General features: G+C 62.0%; 20 protein-coding genes. 13 read left to right on the forward strand and 7 right to left on the reverse strand.

Annotated elements, in window-relative coordinates; genetic code table 11:
• Positions 1-4: 4 nt before the first annotated feature.
• The gene (locus tag BLV09_RS28785) at positions 5-2,098 is read right to left on the reverse strand and encodes a methyl-accepting chemotaxis protein (RefSeq protein ID WP_100387426.1); all 2,094 of its coding nucleotides are present in this window, start codon (positions 2,096-2,098) and stop codon (positions 5-7) included.
• 183 nt (positions 2,099-2,281) lie between these two features.
• On the opposite strand from BLV09_RS28785, the gene BLV09_RS28790 reads away from it, so the two are divergent.
• On the forward strand, positions 2,282-2,437 hold the full coding sequence (locus BLV09_RS28790; RefSeq protein ID WP_100385586.1) for a Thivi_2564 family membrane protein: 156 nt from the start codon (positions 2,282-2,284) through the stop codon (positions 2,435-2,437).
• A 68-nt stretch (positions 2,438-2,505) separates the two neighbouring features.
• Here the strand turns inward: BLV09_RS28790 and BLV09_RS28795 are convergent, their stop codons facing one another.
• From BLV09_RS28795 to cysD, 4 genes are all read right to left on the reverse strand, one after another.
• Positions 2,506-2,706 carry a CsbD family protein gene (locus tag BLV09_RS28795; protein ID WP_167558909.1) on the reverse strand — a complete coding sequence of 67 codons (201 nt, stop codon included), beginning with the start codon at positions 2,704-2,706 and terminating at the stop codon, positions 2,506-2,508.
• 72 nt (positions 2,707-2,778) lie between these two features.
• Complete coding sequence (locus BLV09_RS28800) at positions 2,779-4,941, reverse strand: malate synthase G (protein ID WP_146689809.1); 2,163 nt, start codon at positions 4,939-4,941, stop codon at positions 2,779-2,781.
• 165 nt (positions 4,942-5,106) lie between these two features.
• Positions 5,107-7,023 (reverse strand): adenylyl-sulfate kinase, encoded by a 1,917-nt coding sequence (cysC, locus tag BLV09_RS28805; protein ID WP_146689810.1) that lies wholly within the window; start codon positions 7,021-7,023, stop codon positions 5,107-5,109.
• Between the two features lie 23 nt (positions 7,024-7,046).
• Positions 7,047-7,841, reverse strand: a complete 795-nt coding sequence (cysD, locus tag BLV09_RS28810) for a sulfate adenylyltransferase subunit CysD (protein ID WP_146691344.1) — start codon at positions 7,839-7,841, stop codon at positions 7,047-7,049.
• A 253-nt stretch (positions 7,842-8,094) separates the two neighbouring features.
• On the opposite strand from cysD, the gene cysG reads away from it, so the two are divergent.
• From cysG to BLV09_RS28870, 12 genes are all read left to right on the forward strand, one after another.
• Positions 8,095-9,531 carry a siroheme synthase CysG gene (gene cysG, locus BLV09_RS28815; RefSeq protein WP_146689811.1) on the forward strand — a complete coding sequence of 479 codons (1,437 nt, stop codon included), beginning with the start codon at positions 8,095-8,097 and terminating at the stop codon, positions 9,529-9,531.
• The gene (locus BLV09_RS28820) at positions 9,528-9,845 is read left to right on the forward strand and encodes a DUF2849 domain-containing protein (RefSeq protein ID WP_146689812.1); all 318 of its coding nucleotides are present in this window, start codon (positions 9,528-9,530) and stop codon (positions 9,843-9,845) included. Before cysG ends, BLV09_RS28820 begins: the two co-directional genes overlap by 4 nt.
• 12 nt (positions 9,846-9,857) lie before the next feature.
• Positions 9,858-11,513 carry a nitrite/sulfite reductase gene (locus tag BLV09_RS28825; RefSeq protein ID WP_100385592.1) on the forward strand — a complete coding sequence of 552 codons (1,656 nt, stop codon included), beginning with the start codon at positions 9,858-9,860 and terminating at the stop codon, positions 11,511-11,513.
• A complete protein-coding gene (locus BLV09_RS28830) occupies positions 11,500-12,015 on the forward strand; it encodes a DUF934 domain-containing protein (RefSeq protein WP_100385593.1) in 516 nt (171 codons plus the stop codon). The genes BLV09_RS28825 and BLV09_RS28830 overlap by 14 nt, the downstream gene beginning before the upstream one ends.
• Positions 12,016-12,032: 17 nt before the next feature.
• Entirely contained in the window at positions 12,033-12,752 is a 720-nt protein-coding gene (locus BLV09_RS28835; RefSeq protein ID WP_146691345.1) for a phosphoadenylyl-sulfate reductase, read from the forward strand.
• Between the two features lie 155 nt (positions 12,753-12,907).
• A complete protein-coding gene (locus BLV09_RS28840; protein ID WP_146689813.1) occupies positions 12,908-13,897 on the forward strand; it encodes a sulfate ABC transporter substrate-binding protein in 990 nt (329 codons plus the stop codon).
• Between the two features lie 28 nt (positions 13,898-13,925).
• Positions 13,926-14,762 (forward strand): sulfate ABC transporter permease subunit CysT, encoded by an 837-nt coding sequence (gene cysT / locus BLV09_RS28845; protein WP_146689814.1) that lies wholly within the window; start codon positions 13,926-13,928, stop codon positions 14,760-14,762.
• A gap of 96 nt (positions 14,763-14,858) precedes the next feature.
• Positions 14,859-15,734: a sulfate ABC transporter permease subunit CysW gene (gene cysW, locus BLV09_RS28850; RefSeq protein ID WP_146689815.1), complete on the forward strand. Its 876-nt coding sequence runs from the start codon at positions 14,859-14,861 to the stop codon at positions 15,732-15,734.
• Positions 15,724-16,773 (forward strand): sulfate/molybdate ABC transporter ATP-binding protein, encoded by a 1,050-nt coding sequence (locus BLV09_RS28855; protein ID WP_146691346.1) that lies wholly within the window; start codon positions 15,724-15,726, stop codon positions 16,771-16,773. Before cysW ends, BLV09_RS28855 begins: the two co-directional genes overlap by 11 nt.
• An 86-nt stretch (positions 16,774-16,859) precedes the next feature.
• A complete protein-coding gene (locus tag BLV09_RS28860; RefSeq protein WP_146689816.1) occupies positions 16,860-17,363 on the forward strand; it encodes a CAP domain-containing protein in 504 nt (167 codons plus the stop codon).
• A gap of 92 nt (positions 17,364-17,455) precedes the next feature.
• On the forward strand, positions 17,456-18,640 hold the full coding sequence (locus tag BLV09_RS28865) for a DUF3734 domain-containing protein (protein WP_146689817.1): 1,185 nt from the start codon (positions 17,456-17,458) through the stop codon (positions 18,638-18,640).
• Positions 18,640-19,428 (forward strand): 3-hydroxybutyrate dehydrogenase, encoded by a 789-nt coding sequence (locus BLV09_RS28870; RefSeq protein ID WP_100385600.1) that lies wholly within the window; start codon positions 18,640-18,642, stop codon positions 19,426-19,428. The genes BLV09_RS28865 and BLV09_RS28870 overlap by 1 nt, the downstream gene beginning before the upstream one ends.
• A gap of 34 nt (positions 19,429-19,462) precedes the next feature.
• Here BLV09_RS28870 and BLV09_RS28875 read toward each other — a convergent pair whose 3' ends face one another.
• Both BLV09_RS28875 and BLV09_RS28880 read right to left on the reverse strand, forming a co-directional pair.
• The gene (locus BLV09_RS28875; protein ID WP_167558910.1) at positions 19,463-20,839 is read right to left on the reverse strand and encodes a flippase; all 1,377 of its coding nucleotides are present in this window, start codon (positions 20,837-20,839) and stop codon (positions 19,463-19,465) included.
• 217 nt (positions 20,840-21,056) lie between these two features.
• Positions 21,057-21,899, reverse strand: coding sequence for a protein-disulfide reductase DsbD domain-containing protein (locus BLV09_RS28880; protein ID WP_146689818.1), 843 nt, complete (start codon positions 21,897-21,899; stop codon positions 21,057-21,059).
• Positions 21,900-21,925 lie beyond the last annotated feature (26 nt).

Genomic DNA, 21,925 nt, shown 5'->3' on the forward strand with positions numbered 1-21,925 from the left:
GCCATCAGGCCGCGCGGATCTTGCCCAGGAATTGCGTGACCTGGCTGCCCAGTTGCTGGCTCTGAATTTCCAGCGTCTTGGAGGCGACCTTCACATTTTCGGCGGCTGCGGCCGCGGCGTCCGCGTCGGCTTTCACACCGGTGATGTTGTCCGAAACGTTCTTGGTGCCTTGCGCGGCATGCTGCGTACTGCGGGAGATTTCCTGGGTGGCGGCGCCTTGTTCCTGGACCGCGGCTGCGATCGCGGTTGCGACCTCGTTCACCTCGCCGATGATGCTGCCGATGCCCTTGATGGCGTCGATGGCGTCGCCGGCCACTTTTTGAATGTCGGCGATTTGTTCGGAGATATCTTCGGTCGCTTTGGCGGTCTGGCTCGCCAGTGATTTGACTTCCGAAGCCACCACCGCGAAACCGCGGCCGGCCTCGCCGGCGCGCGCCGCCTCGATGGTCGCGTTCAGCGCCAGCAGATTGGTCTGGGCGGCGATGGTGTTGATCAGACCGACCACTTCGCCGATCCGGCCGGCCGACTTCGCCAGTCCCTGGACGGTGCTGTCGGTCTCCCGTGCCTGATTGACCGCGCGGCTCGCGATCCCGGCCGCATGCGCCGCCTGCTGGCTGATATCGTTGATCGAAGCGCTCAATTCTTCCGAGGCGGAAGCGACGCTCTCGACGCTCATCGAGGCCTCGCCGGAGGCTTTTTGCGCGACTTCGACGCGCTCGTTGGTTTGCCGTGAGACCGTGGACAGGCCCGACGAGGTTGTCCGCATCTGGCCGGACGCGTCACCCAGTTGCTGCAGCGTGTGACGTACCAGGCTTTCGAATTCGCCGACATGGGCTTCGATCGCCTGCTGACGCGCCACCGCGCCGGCGTTGCGGTCGCGCTCCTGCGCTTCGATCCTGAGCTTGTCGACAGCTTGCTGCTTGAAAGTTTCGAGTGCACCAGCCAGCGCGCCGATCTCGTCCTGGCGGTTGCCATAGCCGCTGTCGACGGTGAGGTCGCCGGCCGCGACTTTCAGCATTGCGTCGCGCATATTGTGCAGCGGCTTGATGACGCGGCGGCTGACGGCCATCATGGCGCCGATGGTCAACGCGATGGCGAACGCGAGCAGCACGAGCTGCAGGATCAGCGAGTGCTGCGCCCCGACGCGCAAAGTGGCGCTGCGCTCCTTGGTCGAGTTGAGCGCCGCGTTGGCGACGGCGACGGCCGCTCCAAGCTTCTCCACGGTAAATGGGCTCCATTTGTCGGCCGGCATTTCCGGCTTTTCTCCCGCGATCAAGGAAGCCATCAGCCGGTCACGAAGGCCGGCATAATCCTTATCGAAATAAGCGATCTTGGTCGCTGCCATCGCGCTGGTCAGCGCCGGAATCGGTTGCATCCCGGAGATCGTCAGTTCCAGCGCTTTCCATGCAGTGTCGGTGCCGCCGACGAGCTTTGTATAGGTCTCGCGCGCATCGGGTCCGACGTGTCCGGAGCCAAGTCCGCTCGAAACCAGAAAAGAGATTTCCCCACCCGTGTTACGCAGCAGCCACGCGGTCTGTTTGATCGCCAGCAACTGGTCGATGGCGGCGTCGTCATGGTTGACCGATGCTGCGAGCGCGCCCGACAATTTATCGAGATGGTCGAGCAGCAAATTCGTGTTCGCCATATACTCCTTGCCCAGTGCGGAACGGCGCGAGGCCAGCGGCTTGCCGATCTCTTCCCAGAATTCCTTCTGCTCGGCCGTAAGGAGTTTGAACAGGCGATCGAACTCGGCCGTCAACGCTTGTCCTTGGGAGTATTCCACCGTGGCGAGCGCGGCCAGCGCGCGGGCCATGTTCGGCATCTCCTCGTCGCGAAGGCCGCGAATATATTTTTCGATGTCGCTGCTCATGGGCTGGTCGGCATTCAGCACCCGCAGCGTCGAGGTGCGATCGCCGCGCATGTCGTTCATGGCCTGGAACAGATCTGCCGAGACGTCGGCGATGACCGAGATGCGATTGGCGGTCTGCAGGCGCCCCCAGGAATCCCAGGCGTTGAGCGAGAATCCGACCACCACGCAGACGGAGGTCGCCAGGATTACGATTTTCAAAAGCGCGGATACGGTCAGACGATTCAGCATGGAACCCCCCAAAGCTTCCATGCTTTTGGCCCAGAAAAGGTAAAAATTTAGACAGTATTACTGCCGTAAAATGGAGGCCGTTGAAGATATTCGGTTTTCCGGAAAATTGAGGGTTCCCCAGGTGGAACCGGACGGACATCCTAAGCGTTAAGACATTTCTAACGCCATCCTTGGGGGCTATCGATGATTGTCAGCGCACTCGTCACATTTCTCGTCGTTATTCTCATTCTCTATCTGATCAACATGTTGCCGCTGGATGGGCGCGCCAAGCAGATTTGCCGGGTGGTCGTCATCATCCTCGGCGTCATCTCGCTGTTGAAATACATCGCGGTGTTCTAGCGAGCTATCGACGAGCCAAAGCCCCGGCGATGGCCGGGGCTTTTTAATTCTCGTAGCAATCTATTGCTCTATTTCAGCGTCTTGAACCAGTCATCCACATCCCTGTGGATCTGATCCTTGGCGAAGCCATAGCGCTGCTGCAGCTTGCCTTCGAGCTGCTCGCGCCGACCCTCGATCACGTTGAGATCGTCGTCGGTGAGCTTGCCCCATTTTTCCTTGGCGGCGCCCTTGAACTGCTTCCAGTTTCCTTCAACCCGGTTCCAATCCATCGCCATCTCCTTTTGAGGTGAGATAGCTGTTCAACGGACGGGCAACTCAAACGTTCCGGGCGTGGCGCGAGCTCAGCCGGCCGCCTTGGCTTCCCGGCGCCGTGCCGTCAGGATGTATTCGGTGTAGCCGTTCGGCTGCTCGCGTCCCTTGAAGATCAGGTCGCAGGCGGCCTTGAACGCGACCCCGTCGAAGGAAGGCGCCATCGGCCGGTAGAGCGGATCGCCCTTGTTCTGGCCATCCACCACGACCGCCATGCGCTTGAGCGATTCCATCACCTGGGCCTCGGTGATGACGCCCTGATGCAGCCAGTTGGCCAGATGCTGGCTCGAAATGCGCAGCGTGGCGCGGTCTTCCATCAGGCCGACGTCGTGGATGTCAGGCACCTTGGAGCAGCCGACGCCCTGATCGATCCAGCGCACGACATAGCCGAGAATGCCCTGGCAATTGTTGTCGATTTCCTGCTTCACATCGTCGGGCGCCCAGTTCGATTGCGATACCGGAATGGTGAGGATGTCGGACAGTTTGGCGCGCGGGCCGCCCTTCTCCAGTTCCTGCTGGCGCGCCAGCACATTGACCTGATGATAATGCAGCGCGTGCAGCGTCGCGGCGGTCGGCGACGGCACCCATGCGGTGGTGGCGCCGGCCTGCGGATGCCCGATCTTCTGCGCCAGCATGTCCGCCATCTTGTCCGGCGCGGCCCACATGCCCTTGCCTATCTGGGCATGGCCGGGCAGGCCGTCGATCAGGCCGATATCGACGTTCCAGTCTTCATAGGCCTTGATCCAGGGCTGGGCCTTCATGTCGTTCTTGCGGATCATCGGACCCGCTTCCATCGAGGTGTGGATCTCGTCGCCGGTGCGGTCGAGGAAGCCGGTGTTGATGAACATGATGCGCTTCAGCGCATTCTGGATGCAGGCCTTGAGGTTGACCGTGGTGCGGCGTTCCTCGTCCATGATGCCGACCTTCATGGTGTTTTCAGCCAGCGACAGCATCTTCTCGACGCGGCCGAACAGCTCGCAGGTCAGCGCGACTTCGTCGGGGCCATGCATCTTGGGCTTGACGATATAGACCGACCCGGTGCGGCTGTTGCGCATTTTGCCGTTGCCCTTGAGATCGTGGATCGCGATCAGACCTGCTACCGCGGCATCCAGGATGCCTTCGGGAATCTCCTCGCCTTTATCGTCGAGGACGGCGTCGGTGAACATGTGATGGCCGACATTGCGCATCAACAGCAGGCTGCGGCCGTGCAGCCTGAGTTCTTTTCCGTCCGGCGTCTTGTAGACGCGATCGGGGGTGAGCGAGCGCTTGAGCGTCTTGCCGCCCTTCTCGAAGTCAGCCGACAGCGTGCCGTCCATCAACCCCAGCGTATTGCGATAGACCAGCACCTTGTCCTCGGCATCGACCGCAGCGACGCTGTCTTCCATGTCCAGAATGGTGCTGACGGCGGATTCGATGATCATGTCGGCCACGCCGGCCGGATCATCCTTGCCGATGGTGTGGCCGCGATCGATCCTGACCTCGATATGCATGCCGTTGTTGACCAACAGGATCGCGGAAGGCGCTGCCGCATCGCCCTGATAGCCGGCGAACTGGCCGTTGGATTTCAGCGCGGTCGCGTTGCCGCTCTTCAGTTTGACGGCGAGCTGGCCGGCGATGATGCTGTAAGAGGTAACGTCGGTGTGGCTTCCGGTCGCCAGCGGCACGGCAGAATCGAGAAACGCTTTCGCTTTCGCGATGACCTTGTCGCCACGGGCCTTGTTGTAGCCCTTGCCGCTTTCGTTCGCTTCGTGCGGTATCGCGTCGGTGCCGTAAAATGCGTCGTAAAGGCTGCCCCAGCGCGCGTTCGCGGCGTTCAGCGCATAGCGGGCGTTGGTGAGGGGCACGACGAGTTGCGGTCCGCAAATCTTGCCGATCTCTTCGTCGACATCAGCGGTTTCGACCTTATGCGTCGCCGGCTCCGGCAACAGATAGCCGATCTCCTTGAGGAACGCCGTGTAGGCGTTCATGTCGAACGGCTTGCCCTTGTTGGCGCGATGCCAGCCGTCGATCTTTGCCTGCAAGGAATCGCGAAATGCGAGCAATTCGCGGTTTTTCGGCCCGAGATCCCTGATGATGCCAGCGAGCCCGGCCCAGAACGCGTCGGGAGAAATCCCGGTTTTGGGGGCGGCTTCCTTGGCGATAAAATCATGGAGAACGGTGGCGACCTTCAATCCGTGGGCATCGATACGCTTCATGATGGACTTTTCTCGCGAAAACGGCGGGTTACACGCTGCTTTCGGAACGAAAACAGCAGAAACGCTGCAAAGCGCAGCCATAACAGCCTTTTACCGCTAAAGCGAAGGCCATGAGAAGACCCTTGGCGGCTCCTCAGTGCCTAACATAAGGGCTTACGGAAGCGCTCAGATGTTGGCGGCCAGATCCACCGGTTCGTCGAACAGAATGCCGGATTTCGTCAGCATCTGCTCGATTGCGTCGGTGGCCTCGGCGACCGAGCGCGTCGAGGTATCGATGGTCAGTTCGCTCGCCGCCGGCGGCTGGTAATCATTGCCGATACCGGTGAACGCGGGGAGCGAGCCTGCGCGCGCCTTGGCGTAATGGCCCTTGGGATCGCGGCTCTCGCACACTTCCGCCGGCGTCGCGACATAGACTTCGCGGAACGCCGTGTCAGCGATACGGCGCGCCGCCGCGCGGTCCTCCGCCGAGGGCGATACCGCGGCGACGATGGCGACATGCCCGTTGCGGGCAAGATGAACCGCGACTTCAGCCAGCCGCCGAATGTTCTCGGCGCGGTCTTTCGGCGAGAAACCGAGATCGCTGTTGAGGCCGGCGCGCAAGGTGTCGCCGTCGAGCAGGATCGGCGAGCCGCCCTTGCCGAACAGCCGGCGTTCGAGCGCGCGCGCCAGCGTCGATTTGCCGGAAGCGGGCAGGCCCGTGAGCCAGACCACGGCGCCGTTATGCCGGTAGCGCGCCGAGCGCTCGTCGGGCCGCAGTGCGGATTCCACCGGCACGATATCGACGGGAACGGCGCGTTGTCCGGCATCGACCGACAGCACGAGGCCGCCGCCGGCAATCCGGCCATTGACCTCGATCACGAGGCGTCCGGTGCGCGGATTGTCGCCATAGGGATCGGCGGCGATCGGTTGCGCCAGCGAGATATCGATTTCGCCGACATGATTGCGCGCGATCGATTTCGTTTCCTCGTTGGAGAGTTCGCCGGGATCGACCGCCTTCTCGATGGCGACCACGGTCGCGCGGCTTTCCCTGGTGCCGAGGCGGACCAGGACCTGGTCGCCTGTCGACAGCGGCCTGTCGTGCAGCCAGAAGATGCGCGCGCGGATTCGCCTGGTATCGCGCGGGCTGTGTCCGGTGTGAGCGATCACGTCGCCACGCTCGACGAAGAGTTCGCGGTCGAGCGTAATGCCGACCGATCGTCCCGCGGTCTGTTTCCCTTTCACCGGGGTGACAGGCCAGCTCTCGACGCTGCGGATCTTGGCGATCTTGCCCGCGGGCATGATGACGATTTCGTCGCCGGCACTGAGGCTGCCGGACTCGATGCGGCCGGCGACAATGCGGCGGTCGTCGAATTTGTAGATCGCCTGTACCGGCAAGCGCAGCGCAAGCTGTTCCAGCGGCCGCGCGGGCTCCAGCGCGTCGAGCGCCTCGACCACGGTGGGGCCATCATACCATTGGATATTCGGCGTGCGCGCGGCAACGCCGTCGCCGTCGCGCGCCGAGATCGGAATGATCGCTTTCGGCGTGACGCCAAGGCCGGTGAGGTGCGCGGAAATCTCGTCGCTGATCGCCTTGAAGCGCGCCGCGCTGAAATCGACGCGATCCATCTTGTTGACGACCACGGCGACCTGTTTGACGCCGAGCAGATGCAGCAGGTAGCCATGGCGCCGGGTCTGGTCGCGCACGCCTTCCAGCGCGTCGATGATCAAAACCGCGCCGTCGGCCTGCGAGGCGCCGGTGATCATGTTGCGCAAGAACTCGGCGTGGCCGGGCGCATCGATCAGCACCACATCGCGGGAGTGGGTGCGAAAACGAATTTGCGTGGTGTCGATGGTGATGCCCTGGTCGCGTTCGGTCTGAAGCGCGTCGAGCAGAAACGACCATTCGAACGGCATGCCGCGCCGGGCGCTGACGGCCTTGAGCATCTCGAGCTTGCCCTCGGGCAGGCTGCCGGTCTCAAACAGCAGGCGTCCGACCAACGTGGACTTGCCGTGATCGACATGGCCGACGATGACGATGCGAACCTGCGGCCGGGTGGTGCCGTTGGGTGTTGCGGATACCGTTGCGGGGACGATCATGTTCATCTGATCACTCAACTCAATGTCCGTCAGAGATAACCGGCAACGCGCAATCGTTCGAAAGCGTCTTCGGTTTCGTGATCGAGCGCGCGGCCCGCGCGTTCCGGCACCTTGGTGCCGTTGAGTTCGATCAGGATTTCCTCGATGTTCGACGCGGTCGACGCTACGGGATTGGTGATGTCCTGATCGCCGAGCGAGCGGTACCGCTTGCCGTCCTTGGCGAGATAAAGCGGAATGATCGGGATGTTTTCGCGCTTGGTATAGGCCCAGATATCGGCCTCGGTCCAATGCAGGATCGGGTGGATACGCAGATGCGCGCCCGGCGGCGGCGAGGCGTTGAATTGATCCCAGAATTCCGGCGGCTGGTCGCGCACGTCCCATCCGCCTTCGGTGCCGCGCGGCGAGAATACGCGCTCCTTGGCGCGCGTGGCCTCTTCGTCGCGGCGAATGCCGGCGATCAGGCCGTCGAATCCATATTTGGCGAGCGCGAGCTTCAGCCCTTCGGTCTTGCGTGCCGCCGATCGCGCGGCCGGCGGCAAGGTCGGATCAACGGCGTCGATCGGCGGGCAGGGTTCTACCCTGAGGTCGAGCCCCCATTCCTTGCCAAAGCAATCGCGAAACGCGTACATTTCCGGAAATTTCTTGCCGGTATCGACATGCAGGGCAGGAAACGGCACGCGGCCGAAGAAGGCCTTCCGTGCCAGCCAGATCATCACATTGGAATCCTTGCCCAGCGACCACAGCAGCGCCAGTTTCTTCAGCCGCGCGAAGGCTTCGCGCAAAATGTAGATGCTCTGCGCCTCCAGCTCGTCGAGATGGTCCATGGAGGGGGCGGGCACGCGCGCTTCGGCCAGAATTTGTCGCACCGAAGATGCTTCATTCAGGCCCGTGGGAGGCAACCGGTCTCCCGCTGAAGTGTTGTCGAGAAGATGCATCTCTGACCCTTGGCCGCTGGAGGCGAAAATTCTATAGTTGCGCTGCAATAGAGAAGAAATAATTTTCCCTTTGCGGGCATTGAATGAGACATATATAGAAAATAATTCCAGTCAACCCCAGAAGTGGGGAAGAGAGTAGCGCATGCGATTCCTGCCGGTGTTTCTCGATCTGCAAGCCGGACCCGTACTCGTCGTTGGAGCCGGCGATCTGGTGCGGGCGAAGTTACGCCTGCTGGCAGCGGCCGGCGCGCGCATCAGATGGTTTGCGACCGACGGCAATCATGAGGTGAGCGGGTTGGATGCGGCCGATGCCGCGCGCATCGAGCACGCCGAAGGCGATCCTCTGACCGCCGATCTCCGCGGAGTGATCGCCGTCCTGTGCGCCGGTGCCGGCGATATCGGTCCTGCGATGTCGGTGCGGGCGAAGGCCGCCGGTCTGCCCGTCAATGTCATGGACGATCTCGTGCATTCGACTTTCATTTTTCCCGCCATCGTCGATCGCGGTGACGTGGTCGTTGCGGTCGGAACCGGCGGTGCTTCGCCGGTCGTGGCGCGCCGCGTGCGCGAGCGCATCGAAGCGATGTTGCCGGCGCGGATCGGTGATCTCGCAAGCTTTATCGGCCGCCGGCGTAAATCGATGCACGGCCGCATTCCGGAGATGCAACTGCGGCGCCGCTTTTGGGAGCGCGTGGTCGATGGCCCGATCGGCGCGCTGGTTCTCGCCGGACGAAGCAATGAGGCCGAACAGGCGCTAGTATCTATTGCCGACCCCAGTGCTTTCGCCGGCGCGACCGCATCGGGCGAAGCCGAGGGCAGGGTGACGCTGGTTGGCGCGGGTCCGGGCGATCCGGATTTGCTGACGATCAAGGCGCTGCGCGCGCTGCAGGATGCCGATGTGGTGTTTTACGATGAACTGGTCTCGCCGGAAATTCTCGATCGCGCGCGGCGCGATGCGTCGCGTGTTCCCGTCGGCCGCCGGGTCGGAAAGCCCGGCATCGGCCAGGATGCGATCAACAAATTGCTGATCGCGGCGGCGAAGTCAGGCCAGCGCGTGGTGCGCCTCAAGGGCGGCGATGCTTTCGTGTTTGGCCGCGGCGGCGAGGAAGTCGAAGCACTGCGCGAGGCCGGCATCGCTTACTCGATCGTGCCGGGAATTACCGCGGGCCTTGGCGCTGCGGCGCAATTCGAAGTGCCACTGACCTTCCGCCACGAGGCGCTGCGCATCACCTTCCTCACTGCGCACAAGGCGAGCGACGCAGAAACCGTTGACTGGTCGACGCTGACCGACGAAAAGATGACGGTGGTCGTCTATATGGGAATGACCGCCGCAGTATCGGTTCGCGCCGGGCTTCTCGCCGCGGGCCGCTCGCCGCAAACGCCGGCCGGCGTGTTCGCGCGCGTAACGTGGCCCGATGCGCAGGCCGCGGTCGGAACGCTGAATGAACTGCCCGATCTTGTCGGGCGTATCGACGGCGGTCCCGCGATTCTCGTGATTGGCGACGTGGTCGCGCACTCCGCGCCATGGCGCCATCAGAACCTTAATCAGATGATCTCAAAACTACTGGAAGCTGCCGAATGACCTCTCCCCTGGAACAGAAAAAAATCAAACTAACGGGTCCCTCGATGGTGACCGCCAACCGCGCCTGGGATGGCGCCGTGATCTATCGCACCGCCGAGCACGGCTGGTCGCCGGATCTGGCGGATGCCGCTGTTGTTCGTACCTCCGACGAGGCGCGTGAGCTGCTTGCTGAATCCGTCGCCGATGACGTCGGCGCCATCGGCGCCTATATCGCGCCGGTTGAAATCAAGAGCACCGGCGCGATCAAGCCCGGTAACCTGCGTGAACACATCCGGTCTGAAGGCGTCACCATCGACCTTCCGGTTCCGGCATAAGGCCAGCTTGCCATGTATGCATATGACGAACTCGACCGCACGCTGATCAACGAGCGTGTTTCAGAATTTCGCGACCAGGTGAGACGCCGGCTGTCCGGTGAGCTGACCGAGGACGAATTCAAGATGCTTCGGCTGCAGAACGGCGTCTATCTGCAACTGCATGCCTATATGTTCCGCGTGGCGATTCCCTACGGAACGCTGTCGTCGACGCAGTTGCGGCGGCTGGCGCATGTCGCGCGCCGCTACGACCGCGGCTATGGCCATTTCACCACGCGGCAGAACATCCAGTTCAACTGGATCAAGCTCGCCGAATTGCCGGACGCGCTGGCCGATCTCGCCGAGGTCGGCATTCACGCGATGCAGACGTCGGGCAATAACACGCGCAACGTCACCTCCGACCAATGGGCCGGCGTGGCGCCCGGCGAAATTGAGGACCCCCGCATCTGGTCGGAGCTGTTGCGGCAATATACGACGCTGCATCCGGAATTTTCCTTTTTGCCGCGCAAGTTCAAGTTTGCGATTACCGCATCCGAACACGATCGCGCGGCGATCAAGGTGCATGACATCGGCCTGCGCCTGCTCAAGAACGCCGAAGGCGAGACCGGGTTCGAGGTGCTGGTCGGTGGCGGGCTTGGCCGCACGCCGTTCATCGGCAAGACCATCAAACCCTACGTGGCGGGCCGCGACCTCCTGAGCTATGTCGAGGCGATCCTGCGCGTCTACAATCAGTACGGCCGCCGCGACAACATCTACAAGGCCCGCATCAAGATCCTGGTGCACGAGCTTGGCATCGAAAAATTCGCCAAGGAAGTCGAGGAGGAATGGCTGCAGATCCGCGACAGTGCGCTGACGCTGGATGAGGCCGTCGTCGAGGAAGTCCGTTCGCGCTTTAGCTATCCGATTTACGAAAACCTGCCGCATATGCCCGATGAGCTGAAGAAGGCGGCGCATGACCCGAAATTCGAGGCATGGCGGAAGAACTCGGTGTTTCCGCACAAGATGCCGGGCTATGCGATCGTGACGCTGTCGCTCAAACCGGTGGGCGGACCGCCCGGTGATGCCACGGCCGACCAGATGGATGCGATCGCCGACCTCGCCGAGAAATATTCCTTCGGTGAAATTCGCGTCGGTCACGAACAAAACCTCGCGCTGCCGCATGTCGCCAGGCGCGACTTGCCGGTGCTGTGGCGCGCGCTCGACAAGATCGGCGTCGCGACCCCGAACATCAATCTGGTCTCCGATATCATCGCCTGCCCGGGACTGGATTATTGCTCGCTGGCGAATGCGCGCTCGATTCCGATCGCGCAGGAGTTGACGCGGCGCTTCGCCAATCACGACACCGCCAACCTGATCGGGCGGCTGCACATCAACATCTCCGGCTGCATCAATGCCTGCGGCCATCACCACGTCGGCCATATCGGCATCCTCGGCGTCGAGAAGAACGGCGAGGAATTCTATCAGATCACGATCGGCGGTCGCGCCGACGAGCATGCCCAGGTCGGCACGTTGATCGGCCCCGCGGTGCGCTACGGCGAAGTCGCCGACGTGATCGAAGATATCGTTGAGGCCTATCTGGCGCTGCGTGCGCGGCCCGACGAGCTTTTCGTCGATACGGTCAAGCGCCTCGGCGTCGAACCTTTCAGGGAGCGCGTCTATGCCACTCGTTAAGAACGGAAAAATAGCCGACGACATCTTTGTCCACGTGGCTGACGGTGCCGAGCTGCCGGGCGACGGTGCGATCCTGATTTCGGCGGCGCGGTTTCTCGAAGATCCGGAGACGTTGTTGCGCCGGGCCGGAAAAACCGGCGTGATCTGGCCGAATAATCGCGATATCGATGACCTCGTGCCTTGGCTCGACCGGCTCGGTACTGTTGCGCTGGTGTTTCCGACCTTCCGCGATGGCCGCGCCTACAGCCAGGCGCGGCTTCTGCGGGAACGCCACGGCTATCGCGGCGAGTTGCGCGCCACCGGCCAGGTGCTGCGTGACCAGTTCGTGTTCATGCTCCGGGCCGGCTTCGATGCGTTCGAGGTGAAGAAGGAAAGCGACGCGGAAGCGTTCGCCGCCACCGCCAAGCGTTACTCGGTGTTCTACCAGCCAACCGGCGATGGCCGCGTCACGGCCCTCAATCGGCGGATGCAGTTGCGTCATTCGGAGAGCGCCAGCCAGTGAGCACACTTGCCGATCCGCTGTCGCCGAAACAGACGGCACGTTCGTCGGATTTGCCGCCGGCCGAACAGTTCGACCACGCGCTTCGTGACGCCTCGCCGGCAGAAGTGATCGCCGCGGCCCTGCAGGCGGTCGGCCGTGAGCGTCTTGCGCTGGTCTCTTCGTTCGGCACCGAGTCGGCCGCGCTGCTCAAGGTGATGGCCGACGTCGATCCGGCGATCCCCGTGATCTTTCTCGATACCGGACAGTTGTTCGAGGAGACGCTGGCCTATCGCGATACGTTGACCGCGCGGCTAGGCCTGCGTGACGTCCGCTCGATCAAGCCGCTCGAGGAGACGTTGTCGCGTGAGGATGCGAACCGCGAATTGTGGTTCTCCGATCCCGATGCCTGCTGCCGTATCCGCAAGGTCGAGCCGCTGGCGCGGGCCTTGGCGCCGTTCGGCGCATGGATCAACGGCCGCAAGCGCTTTCAGGGCGGCGTCCGCGCCGCGATCCCGGTGGTCGAAGACGACGGTTCCAGGCTGAAATTCAACCCGTTCGCAAACGTCTCGCGCGAGGAGATCGCGGCGATCTATGCGCTTGCCGGATTGCCGCCGCACCCGCTCGCGGCCCTGGGTTATTTGTCGGTCGGTTGCGTGCCTTGCACCAGCCGTGCCGCTCCGGATGAAGATGCGCGCGCAGGTCGCTGGCGCGGCCGCGCCAAGACGGAATGCGGCATCCACGTCGCCAAGGTTTCCTAGAACGGGATTTTCTGGAAACAAAGACTTCTTGGAACAATGTCACTGCTGCACCACAAACAACGGAATGCGGTTTCGTTGACTTAAAGCCGCTTCGCCACGAGTTTCACCGAGTGTGCTCGATGACAAGGCTGTCATCAGGCCGAACGGAGACCAAGATGGTGCGTCGTATTCTGTTTGCTGTCGCGGGATTGCTGTGGGCTGGTTCAGCATTCGCCGCAGATGTAACGCTGCTCAACGTTTCCTATGATCCGACCCGCGAACTCTATGTTGATTTCAACAAGGCGTTTGCGGCGGCCTATCAAAAGGACACCGGCAAGAGCGTCGAGATCAAGCAGTCACACGGCGGCTCCGGCTCGCAGGCGCGCGCAGTGATCGACGGTTTGCAGGCCGACGTGGTGACGCTGGCGCTCGCCTACGATATCGACGCCATTGCGGCCAAGGGCTTGATTTCAACCGATTGGCAGAAGCGTCTGCCGCAGAACGCTTCGCCCTACACCTCGACCATCGTGTTCCTGGTGCGCAAGGGCAATCCCAAAGGCATCAAGGATTGGGACGACCTGGTCAAACCCGGCGTCAGCGTCATTACGCCAAATCCGAAAACCTCCGGCGGCGCGCGCTGGAATTATCTGGCCGCCTGGGGTTACGCCTTGAAAAAATTCGGCTCGGCCGACAAGGCGAAGCAATTTGTGGGCGACATCTATAAGAACGTGCCGGTGCTGGACACCGGCGCACGCGGCTCGACCGTCACTTTCGTGGAGCGCGGCGTCGGTGACGTGCTGCTGGCGTGGGAGAACGAGGCGTTCCTCGCGCAGCGTGAATTCGGCAAGGACAAGTTCGAGATCGTCTCGCCGCCGCTGTCCATCCTCGCCGAGCCTCCGGTCGCAGTTGTCGATACGGTTGCCGACAAGAAGGGCACCCGCGCGGTCGCCGAGGCCTACCTGAAATACTGGTACAGCAAGGAAGGCCAGGAAATTGCCGCGCGGAACTCCTACCGGCCGCGTGATCCCGAAATTGCCAAGAAATACGAGACATCATTCGCCAAGGTGGAGTTGTTTACGATCGACGACGTGTTCGGCGGCTGGGCCAAGGCGCAGCAGGAACATTTCAGCGAAGGCGGCATCTTCGACCAGATCTACAAAAATTGATCCGTAAGTCGCGAGAGCAGGGGACTTCGTGAGCATAGCGGCAGGACGGCGCAGCACGTTGCCAGGGTTTGGTCTCACCATGGGGCTGACGCTGACATGGCTCTCCGTCATCATCCTGATCCCGCTCGCGGGTCTCTTTCTCAAGACGCTTGAGCTGAGCTTCGATCAATTCTGGGGCATTGTCACCAGCCGCCGTACGCTCAATGCACTGAAGATTTCGTTCGGGCTTTCTTTTGCCGCCGCGATCGTCAATCTGGTAATGGGAACGGTAATCGTCTGGGCGCTGGTGCGATACCGCTTTCCGGGCCGGCGTCTGTTCGACGCCATTGTCGATATTCCGTTTGCGTTGCCGACCGCGGTCGCGGGTGTCGCACTGAGTACGTTGTTCGCGCAAAAGGGCTGGCTCGGCGCGCCCCTTGCCGAGCTTGGCATCAAGGTCGCGTTCACGCCGATCGGCATTTTCATCGCGATGATCTTCATCGGCATTCCCTTCGTGGTGCGGACGGTGCAGCCGGTGCTGATCGACCTTGATCCCGAGATCGAGGAAGCCGCCGCCAGTCTTGGCGCCAATCGGTGGCACACGGTGTTCAGGGTGATTCTGCCGAGTCTGATCCCGGCGCTGCTCACGGGGTTCGCGCTGGCGTTCGCGCGCGCCGTCGGCGAATACGGTTCGGTCATTTTCATTGCCGGCAATCTGCCGAACGTGTCAGAAATCGCGCCGCTGCTGATCGTGATCCGGCTCTCGGAATTTCGCTCCGCGGATGCAGCCGCCATCGCCGTCGTCATGCTGGGGGCGTCATTCCTGATCATCTTCGCAATCAATCGGTTGCAGCGCTGGGCGCAAACCCGAATTCCCGCGCATTAGAGCTTGATCGATGAATTCGGAGCAGGCGCGGCAAGGAATTCGGTTCACCTCTCCCTTAGGGGGAGGGGGCGCACTTGCGCCTTTGGGACGCTTGCGATGCTTGTGAACGCGCAACAAACCTCGTTCAGCCCACCGCGCGGCGATCTGCGCACCGAGCCGGGACCGATCCGCCTGGTCATCATCGCGATCGCGGTGGTCTTCCTCACCATCTTTGTCGTGCTGCCTTTGGTTGTCGTGTTTGCCCAGGCCTTTTCAAAAGGCATCGGTGCCTATGCTGCCGCACTGTCCGATCCGGAAGCGTTGTCGGCGATCCGGTTGACGCTGCTGGTGGCTGCGATTTCCGTCGGCTCCAACCTGGTGTTCGGCGTGATCGCGGCCTGGGCCATCGCCAAGTTCGACTTTTCCGGAAAGACCTTCCTGATCACGCTGATCGATCTGCCGTTTTCGGTGAGCCCGGTGATCTCGGGTCTTGTGTTCGTGCTGCTGTTCGGCGCGCAGGGTTATTGGGGGCCGTGGCTGCAGGCTCATGACATCCATGTGCTGTTCGCGGTGCCCGGCATCGCGCTCGCCACGATTTTCGTGACGTTTCCGTTCGTGGCGCGGGCGCTGATTCCGTTGATGCAGGAGCAGGGGACGCAGGAGGAGGAAGCCGCGACTTCGCTCGGTGCATCGGGCCTGCAAACCTTCTTCCGCGTCACTTTGCCCAATATCAAATGGGGCCTGCTCTATGGCGTGCTGCTGTGTAATGCGCGCGCGATGGGTGAATTCGGCGCGGTGTCGGTTGTCTCCGGCCACATCCGCGGCGAGACCAACACCATGCCGCTCCTGGTCGAGATTCTCTACAACGAGTACCAGTTCGTATCATCGTTCGCGATCGCCTCCCTGCTGGCCATGCTGGCGCTGATCACGCTGGTGGCGAAGACCGTTCTTGAGCGGCGTCTGGATGAAGGGCAGTTGCTGCGTGACGATTGAACTCAAGAATATCGTGAAGAAATTCGGCGCGTTTGCCGCGCTCGACAATGTCGACCTCAAAGTCGCCAACGGCGAATTGCTGGCGCTGCTGGGGCCGTCAGGCTCCGGCAAAACCACGTTGCTGCGGATCATCGCAGGCCTCGACTGGCCTGATGCCGGTGAGGTTTCGTTCGACGGCCAGGATGCGCTCAGCCGCGGTGCCGGCGAGCGCCATGTCGGCTTCGTGTTCCAGCATTACGCGCTGTTTCGCCACATGACGGTGTTCGAAAATGTCGCGTTCGGCCTGCGGGTGCAGCCGCGCGCCGTTCGCAAGGATGAGGCGAGCATTCGCGCGCGCGTGAAGGAGTTGCTGGATCTGGTGCAACTCGACTGGCTGTCCGATCGCTACCCGAACCAGCTCTCCGGCGGCCAGCGCCAGCGTATCGCGCTGGCTCGCGCGCTTGCGATCGAGCCGCGTATCCTGCTGCTCGATGAGCCCTTCGGCGCTCTGGACGCCAAGGTGCGCAAGGAACTGCGGCAGTGGCTGCGTTCGCTGCATTCCGAAATCAACGTCACCTCGATCTTCGTCACCCACGACCAGGAAGAAGCGCTCGAAGTCGCCAACCGCGTGGTGGTGATGGACAAGGGCCGCATCGAACAGATCGGCACGCCGAGCGAGGTCTATGATGATCCGGCGACGGCATTCGTGCATGGCTTCATCGGTGAATCGATCGTGCTGCCGGTGCAGGTCAGTCGGGGTTGCGTGCGGCTGGGCGATCGGGCGTTGAACATCGCTGCGGACGGCGTTGCTTGCGGGGCCTCGAAACTGTTTATCCGCCGCCATGACATGCAGGTCGGTCCGGCCGGCAGCGGCTCGCTTGAGGGCGCGGTTCGCCATGTCCGGACGTTCGGTCCGATCCAGCGGGCTGAAGTCGCGCTATGCGGCGGCGAGGGCAAAACCGTCATCGAGATCGATGCGCCCCGGGACCGGCAGCTTCAACCCGGTGATCTCGTTGGGTTGCAACCGCGGCGTTACCGGATTTTCGCCGCGCAAGATTAGCCCGAAACGGCCCGATCGGCGTTCTCGCGTTCACCATTCAGCCACGGTTGGTATGCAACAACGGCCCCTCAATTTGGGGCTGATTCATGCGCGCGGCGGCGGCGATTCTCGTAACATTATTGCTGGGCGGCTGCGCAGCTGAAAACACCACCACCGAACAGCCAGCCATGTATGTCAACATGGCCGATCCGGGCGCGAGGCTTGATGTGCAGGTTGCAGCTTCGATGATTTCGCAATATCGACAGAATAATGGCTTAGGCAGCGTGGTGATCGACCCCGAACTCACAAGGCTTGCGGAATCGCAGTCACAGGCGATGGCGAACAAAAACAAGCTTGACCACGATGTCCGGGCGCCGTTACCCAAGCGCCTGAGCGAGGCCGGATATCCGGCGACGCTAGCGGTCGAAAATGTGTCAGCCGGCTATCATACCATGGCCGAAGCCTTCTCGGGCTGGCGTGACTCACCGCCGCACCGGGAAAATATGCTCAAAAACGGTGTAACAAAAATGGGCATTGCGGCGACTTATGCTCCGAATACCAAATACAAGGTGTTCTGGACGCTCATTCTTGCATCAACCGAGGCGCGATGACTTCGGCGTGATCCCAATGGGGCTCGTCGTGGATTGACGGCATCAAGAACAGGAGCCACGGTGCGTGGTCCTTTGATATTTGATCGGAAGTAATGACGGATATTTCGGACCCAGCTCCGGCCGCGACACCCGCCAAGGCGCGGCGCGTGCTTGTCCTGCAAGGCGGTGGTGCGCTCGGTTCCTATCAGGCCGGCGCCTATCAGGCGCTGTGTCATCACGATTTCGAGCCTGATTGGATTGCCGGCATCTCGATCGGCGCCATCAACGCCGCGATCATCGCCGGCAACCCGCCGGAAAAGCGCGTGCCGCGGTTGAAGGAATTCTGGCAACTGGTGTCGTCGCCAGTGCCGTGGAATCCGATCATAAAAACCGATCGCGGGCGCACCGTTTTCAACGAGACCAGCGCCGCCTTGATTGCGACCTTCGGCGTCCCCGGCTTCTTTACCCCGCGAGTTCCGCCGGCGCCGCTTTGGCCGCCGGGCAGCTCGCAATCCCTGAGCTATTACGATACGTCACCGCTTCGCAAAACGCTGGAGCATCTGGTCGATTTTGACCGGATCAACGATCTCAAGACCCGGCTCAGTGTCGGCGCGGTGAGTGTGACGACCGGTAACTTCAGATATTTCGACAATATCGAGTTCAAAAAGCTCGGCAAGAAAATCGGCCCGGAGCACATCATGGCGTCCGGCGCGCTGCCGCCGGGATTTCCTTCCATCGAAATCGAAGGCGAGCATTATTGGGACGGCGGCATCGCTTCCAACACACCGCTCGACTACGTGCTCGATGAAGAAACCAGACAGGACCTGCTGATCTTCCAAGTCGACCTGTTCAGCGCGCGCGGGCCATTGCCGGTCTCGTTGCTGGAGGCGGCGGAGCGTGAGAAGGATATCCGTTTTTCCAGCCGTACGCGGATGAATACCGACAAGAACAAGCAGGTTCACAACGCCCGCAAGGCGGTACGCGAGCTGATCGGCAAATTGCCCGAGGATCTGAAGAATGATCCATCGGTGGCGATCCTGCGTGAGGCCGCCAAGGAAAACACCGTCACCGTGGTGCACCTGATCTACCGCAGCAAAAATTATGAATCATCCTCCAAGGATTATGATTTTTCCCATGTTGGCATGGTCGAGCACTGGGACGCGGGCGTCCGTGACGTTCATTTGTCAATGCGTCATGAAGAATGGCTAGAACGGCCTCAAGCCGGTGAAACCATGGTGACTTACGATCTGACGGGGGATGGTACCAACCCCCCTGATGGCAAACAGGAGCGACGATAATGGGTACGTTGACAGGCAAGACTGCGGTGGTGACCGGCTCGACCAGCGGCATCGGATTGGCATATGCGCGCGCCTTCGCGGCTGCGGGTGCCAATATCGTTCTCAACGGCATGGGTGTGCCCGCCGACATCGAGAAGGAACGCTCCGGTATCGAGACCGACTTCAAGGTCAAGGCCGTGCATTCGCCCGCCGACATGACCAAGCCTGCCGAGATCGCCGAAATGGTCGCGCTGGGCGAGAAGACCTTCGGTTCGGTCGATATTCTAGTCAACAATGCCGGCATCCAGTTCGTCTCGCCGATCGAGGATTTTCCGCCCGAGAAGTGGGAAGCGATCATCGCGATCAATTTGTCGTCGGCGTTTTATGGTATCCGCGCCGCCGTGCCCGGCATGAAGAAGCGCGGCTGGGGCCGCATCATCAACACGGCTTCGGCGCACTCGCTGGTGGCCTCGCCGTTCAAGTCGGCCTATGTGTCGGCCAAGCACGGCATCGCCGGCCTCACCAAGACGGTGGCGCTGGAAGTTGCGACTTTCAAGATCACCTGCAACTGCATCAGCCCGGGCTATGTCTGGACGCCGCTGGTCGAGCACCAGATCCCGGAGACCATGAAGGCTCGCAACATGACCAAGGAGCAGGTCATCCGCGACGTGCTTCTGGACGCGCAGCCGACCAAGGAATTCGTGACCTCCGAGCAGGTCGCTGCCCTGGCCTTGTTCCTATGTGGCGACGACGCGGCGCAAATCACCGGTGCCAACCTCTCGATCGACGGCGGCTGGACCGCGGAGTAGGCGTTTCTGCTGACCCCTCTGTCGTGAAGCGGGGTCAGCGCTTCCCGAACGCCAGCACGTGCAGCCCGAGCCGCTGCCGCACGATCCAGAACAGCAGCACGGTCTCGAACGTCAGCGAGATCGAGGTTGCCGCGGCAGCGCCGTGGCCGCCGAAGCGGGGCACCAAAACGACGCAGAGCACGACGTTCATGACAAAGGCCAGTGCATAAGCCAGCGCGCAGATATGCTGGTGGCCGAGCATGTTGAGCAGCCGCTCGACCGGGCCGATCGCGGAGCGCACCACAAGTCCGATGGCCGCGATGAACATGATGTCGTAGCCGGTGACGAATTGCGATCCGAACAACCACAACAATGGCTTGCCCAGGGCCAGCAGCACAATGGTCGCCGCCAGCGACGGCCAGAACGTCCATTTGATCGCATGAGCGACGTAGGCGGATAGCCGCGCTCTGTCGCCAAGCGCGTGATACTCGGCGAAACGGTGCGCTGTCGTCGCCGACATCGCGTAGTGAATAAAGGACACCAGCGCCAGCGTCTTCACGACAGCAAAGTAAACGCCGACCTCTTCCGACGAACGGAATTGCTGCAACACCAATACGTCGGTGTAGGACAGCAGCAGATAGAAGCTCTCGACCAGCAGGATCGGCAGCGAGACGGCGAGCCAGCCGCGGAAATCGTAGGCTTTATGTCCGGGCTCGATATGGCCAGCGAGCCTGCGGTTCAGCACGATCATCTGCCCGATCATGGCGATCCACACTGCGGCTGCGCTGGCCAGCATCGCAACGGTCGCGCCGAGATGGAAGCCGAGCGCCAACGCGCCCGCGGTAAATCCGATGATCAGCGCCTGGCGGATGATGAATTGCGGCATCAAGCCGAGCCGCATCCAGTCGTGCGAGCGCGCGATGCCGTCCTGGGTATTGGCGACCACGAAGGCCGGCAGCGTCAGGCAGCCGATGTAGAGCGGAACGATCTCGCCCGCGCCCATCCACGGCGACAGTCCCTTCACGATGCCGGCGAGCAGCACCGAGACCGCGCTCGATACCAGGAAGGTCATCCAGCGGCTGCCGGAGAGGAAGCCGCGCAGCAAGGCATGTTCGCCGCGGGTGCGGTATTCCGGAATGATCTTTTGCGCCGATGCCGAGATGCCGAAGTCCATCATGCTGCCGAGCAGCAACACCCAGGTCCAGACATAGACGTAGATGCCGTAGTCCGAACCGCCCATCCAGCGCGCGAGCAGGATCTGCGACAGATAGGCCAGGCCTGCGCTGAGGACCCGGATGATGAAGATGGTGCCGGCGAGGCGCTTGGTCACCGACGCTTCGCTCGAGCCGCCAAGCAGGCCGCGCAACATTGAACGCAGCCGCGCGATCACGCCGGTAGAAGTTGCTGCGGATTGCGCATCCATCACGGCCACGAAGCAAAATCCAAGGAGACGCCGGGCAATTGCGGCGCTCGCCCGGCCTAGCAACGATTCGTTAAGATTCGGTTGGGCGGTGCGTAACTTGCGTCGTCCCCGCGAAAGCGGATCCGCAACCACAGGCCGTGATCGTGTAACGAAAGTGTCTGCCTTGGTGACCCGAATATGACGGCCACGACGTAGGTCCCGGCGTTCGCCGGGACGACGTAAATCCCTACTCCAGATTGATGTTGAACTCGTAGGAGTGCTCGCCGCCGACCAGTGTCAGCTTGAGCGCTGCCCCTTCGGGGTTTGTGCCCGGAGGCAGGCCGTCGAGCTCGAAGCTGAAGCGCTTGACGCCGGGCGGGCTTTGCTCGAGCAATTTCGGAACCGGCAGTCCCCAATCCGGTGTCGGCCCTTCGACAAACAGATTGACCTGTTTGGCATCTGCCGGGGCGACCACGTCAACCAGCACGGTTGATTTCCCGTCGCGCTTGACGTCGCGGATGGTGAGCGGATTAGGATCGCCGACATTGGCGGGCTTCGGCACGGTGTCGAGGGCCGCGAACAGCGCGCTGTCCTCGGTGCTCGCCACACTGTTGAAAGCCAGCTCCGTATCAGCCTCAACGGGAATACAGAGCTTCTCGCAGACCGCATAATTGATCGCGGCGCGAAGCGTCACCGGCTTGTCGGCATTTTTCGCCACAATGCGCAGCGGCAGCACGATCTGATCGTGGTAACCGAGGGAGTGGCCGCCTGCGCCATCATCAAACTTCGTGGGCGCCGGCCACAGAATGGTCACGGCTTCGATGTTCTCTGACTTCGAGAAATCGAAGCGCGGAGGCACGCCGGAATCACCTGGGGTCCGCCAGTAGGTTTTCCATCCCGGCTGGAGCTGAAAGGCGATGCCGCCGAGCAGCACTGCGCCGCTGCGTGAGCCCGCGAGCAATCGGACCGCGGAATGCCCGTCGCGTAGCCACGGCGAAGCATCCTCGGCGCGGGCCTCGATCGCCAGGGAACACGCAAATAGCGTTGCAACAAAGCCGAGCGCGGCACGCATGGGAACTATCGTGATCATTCGACGTCTTTACAGGCAAGAAAGAG

The organism is Bradyrhizobium canariense, from assembly GCF_900105125.1.
Taxonomy (GTDB): Bacteria; Pseudomonadota; Alphaproteobacteria; order Rhizobiales; family Xanthobacteraceae; genus Bradyrhizobium; species Bradyrhizobium canariense_A.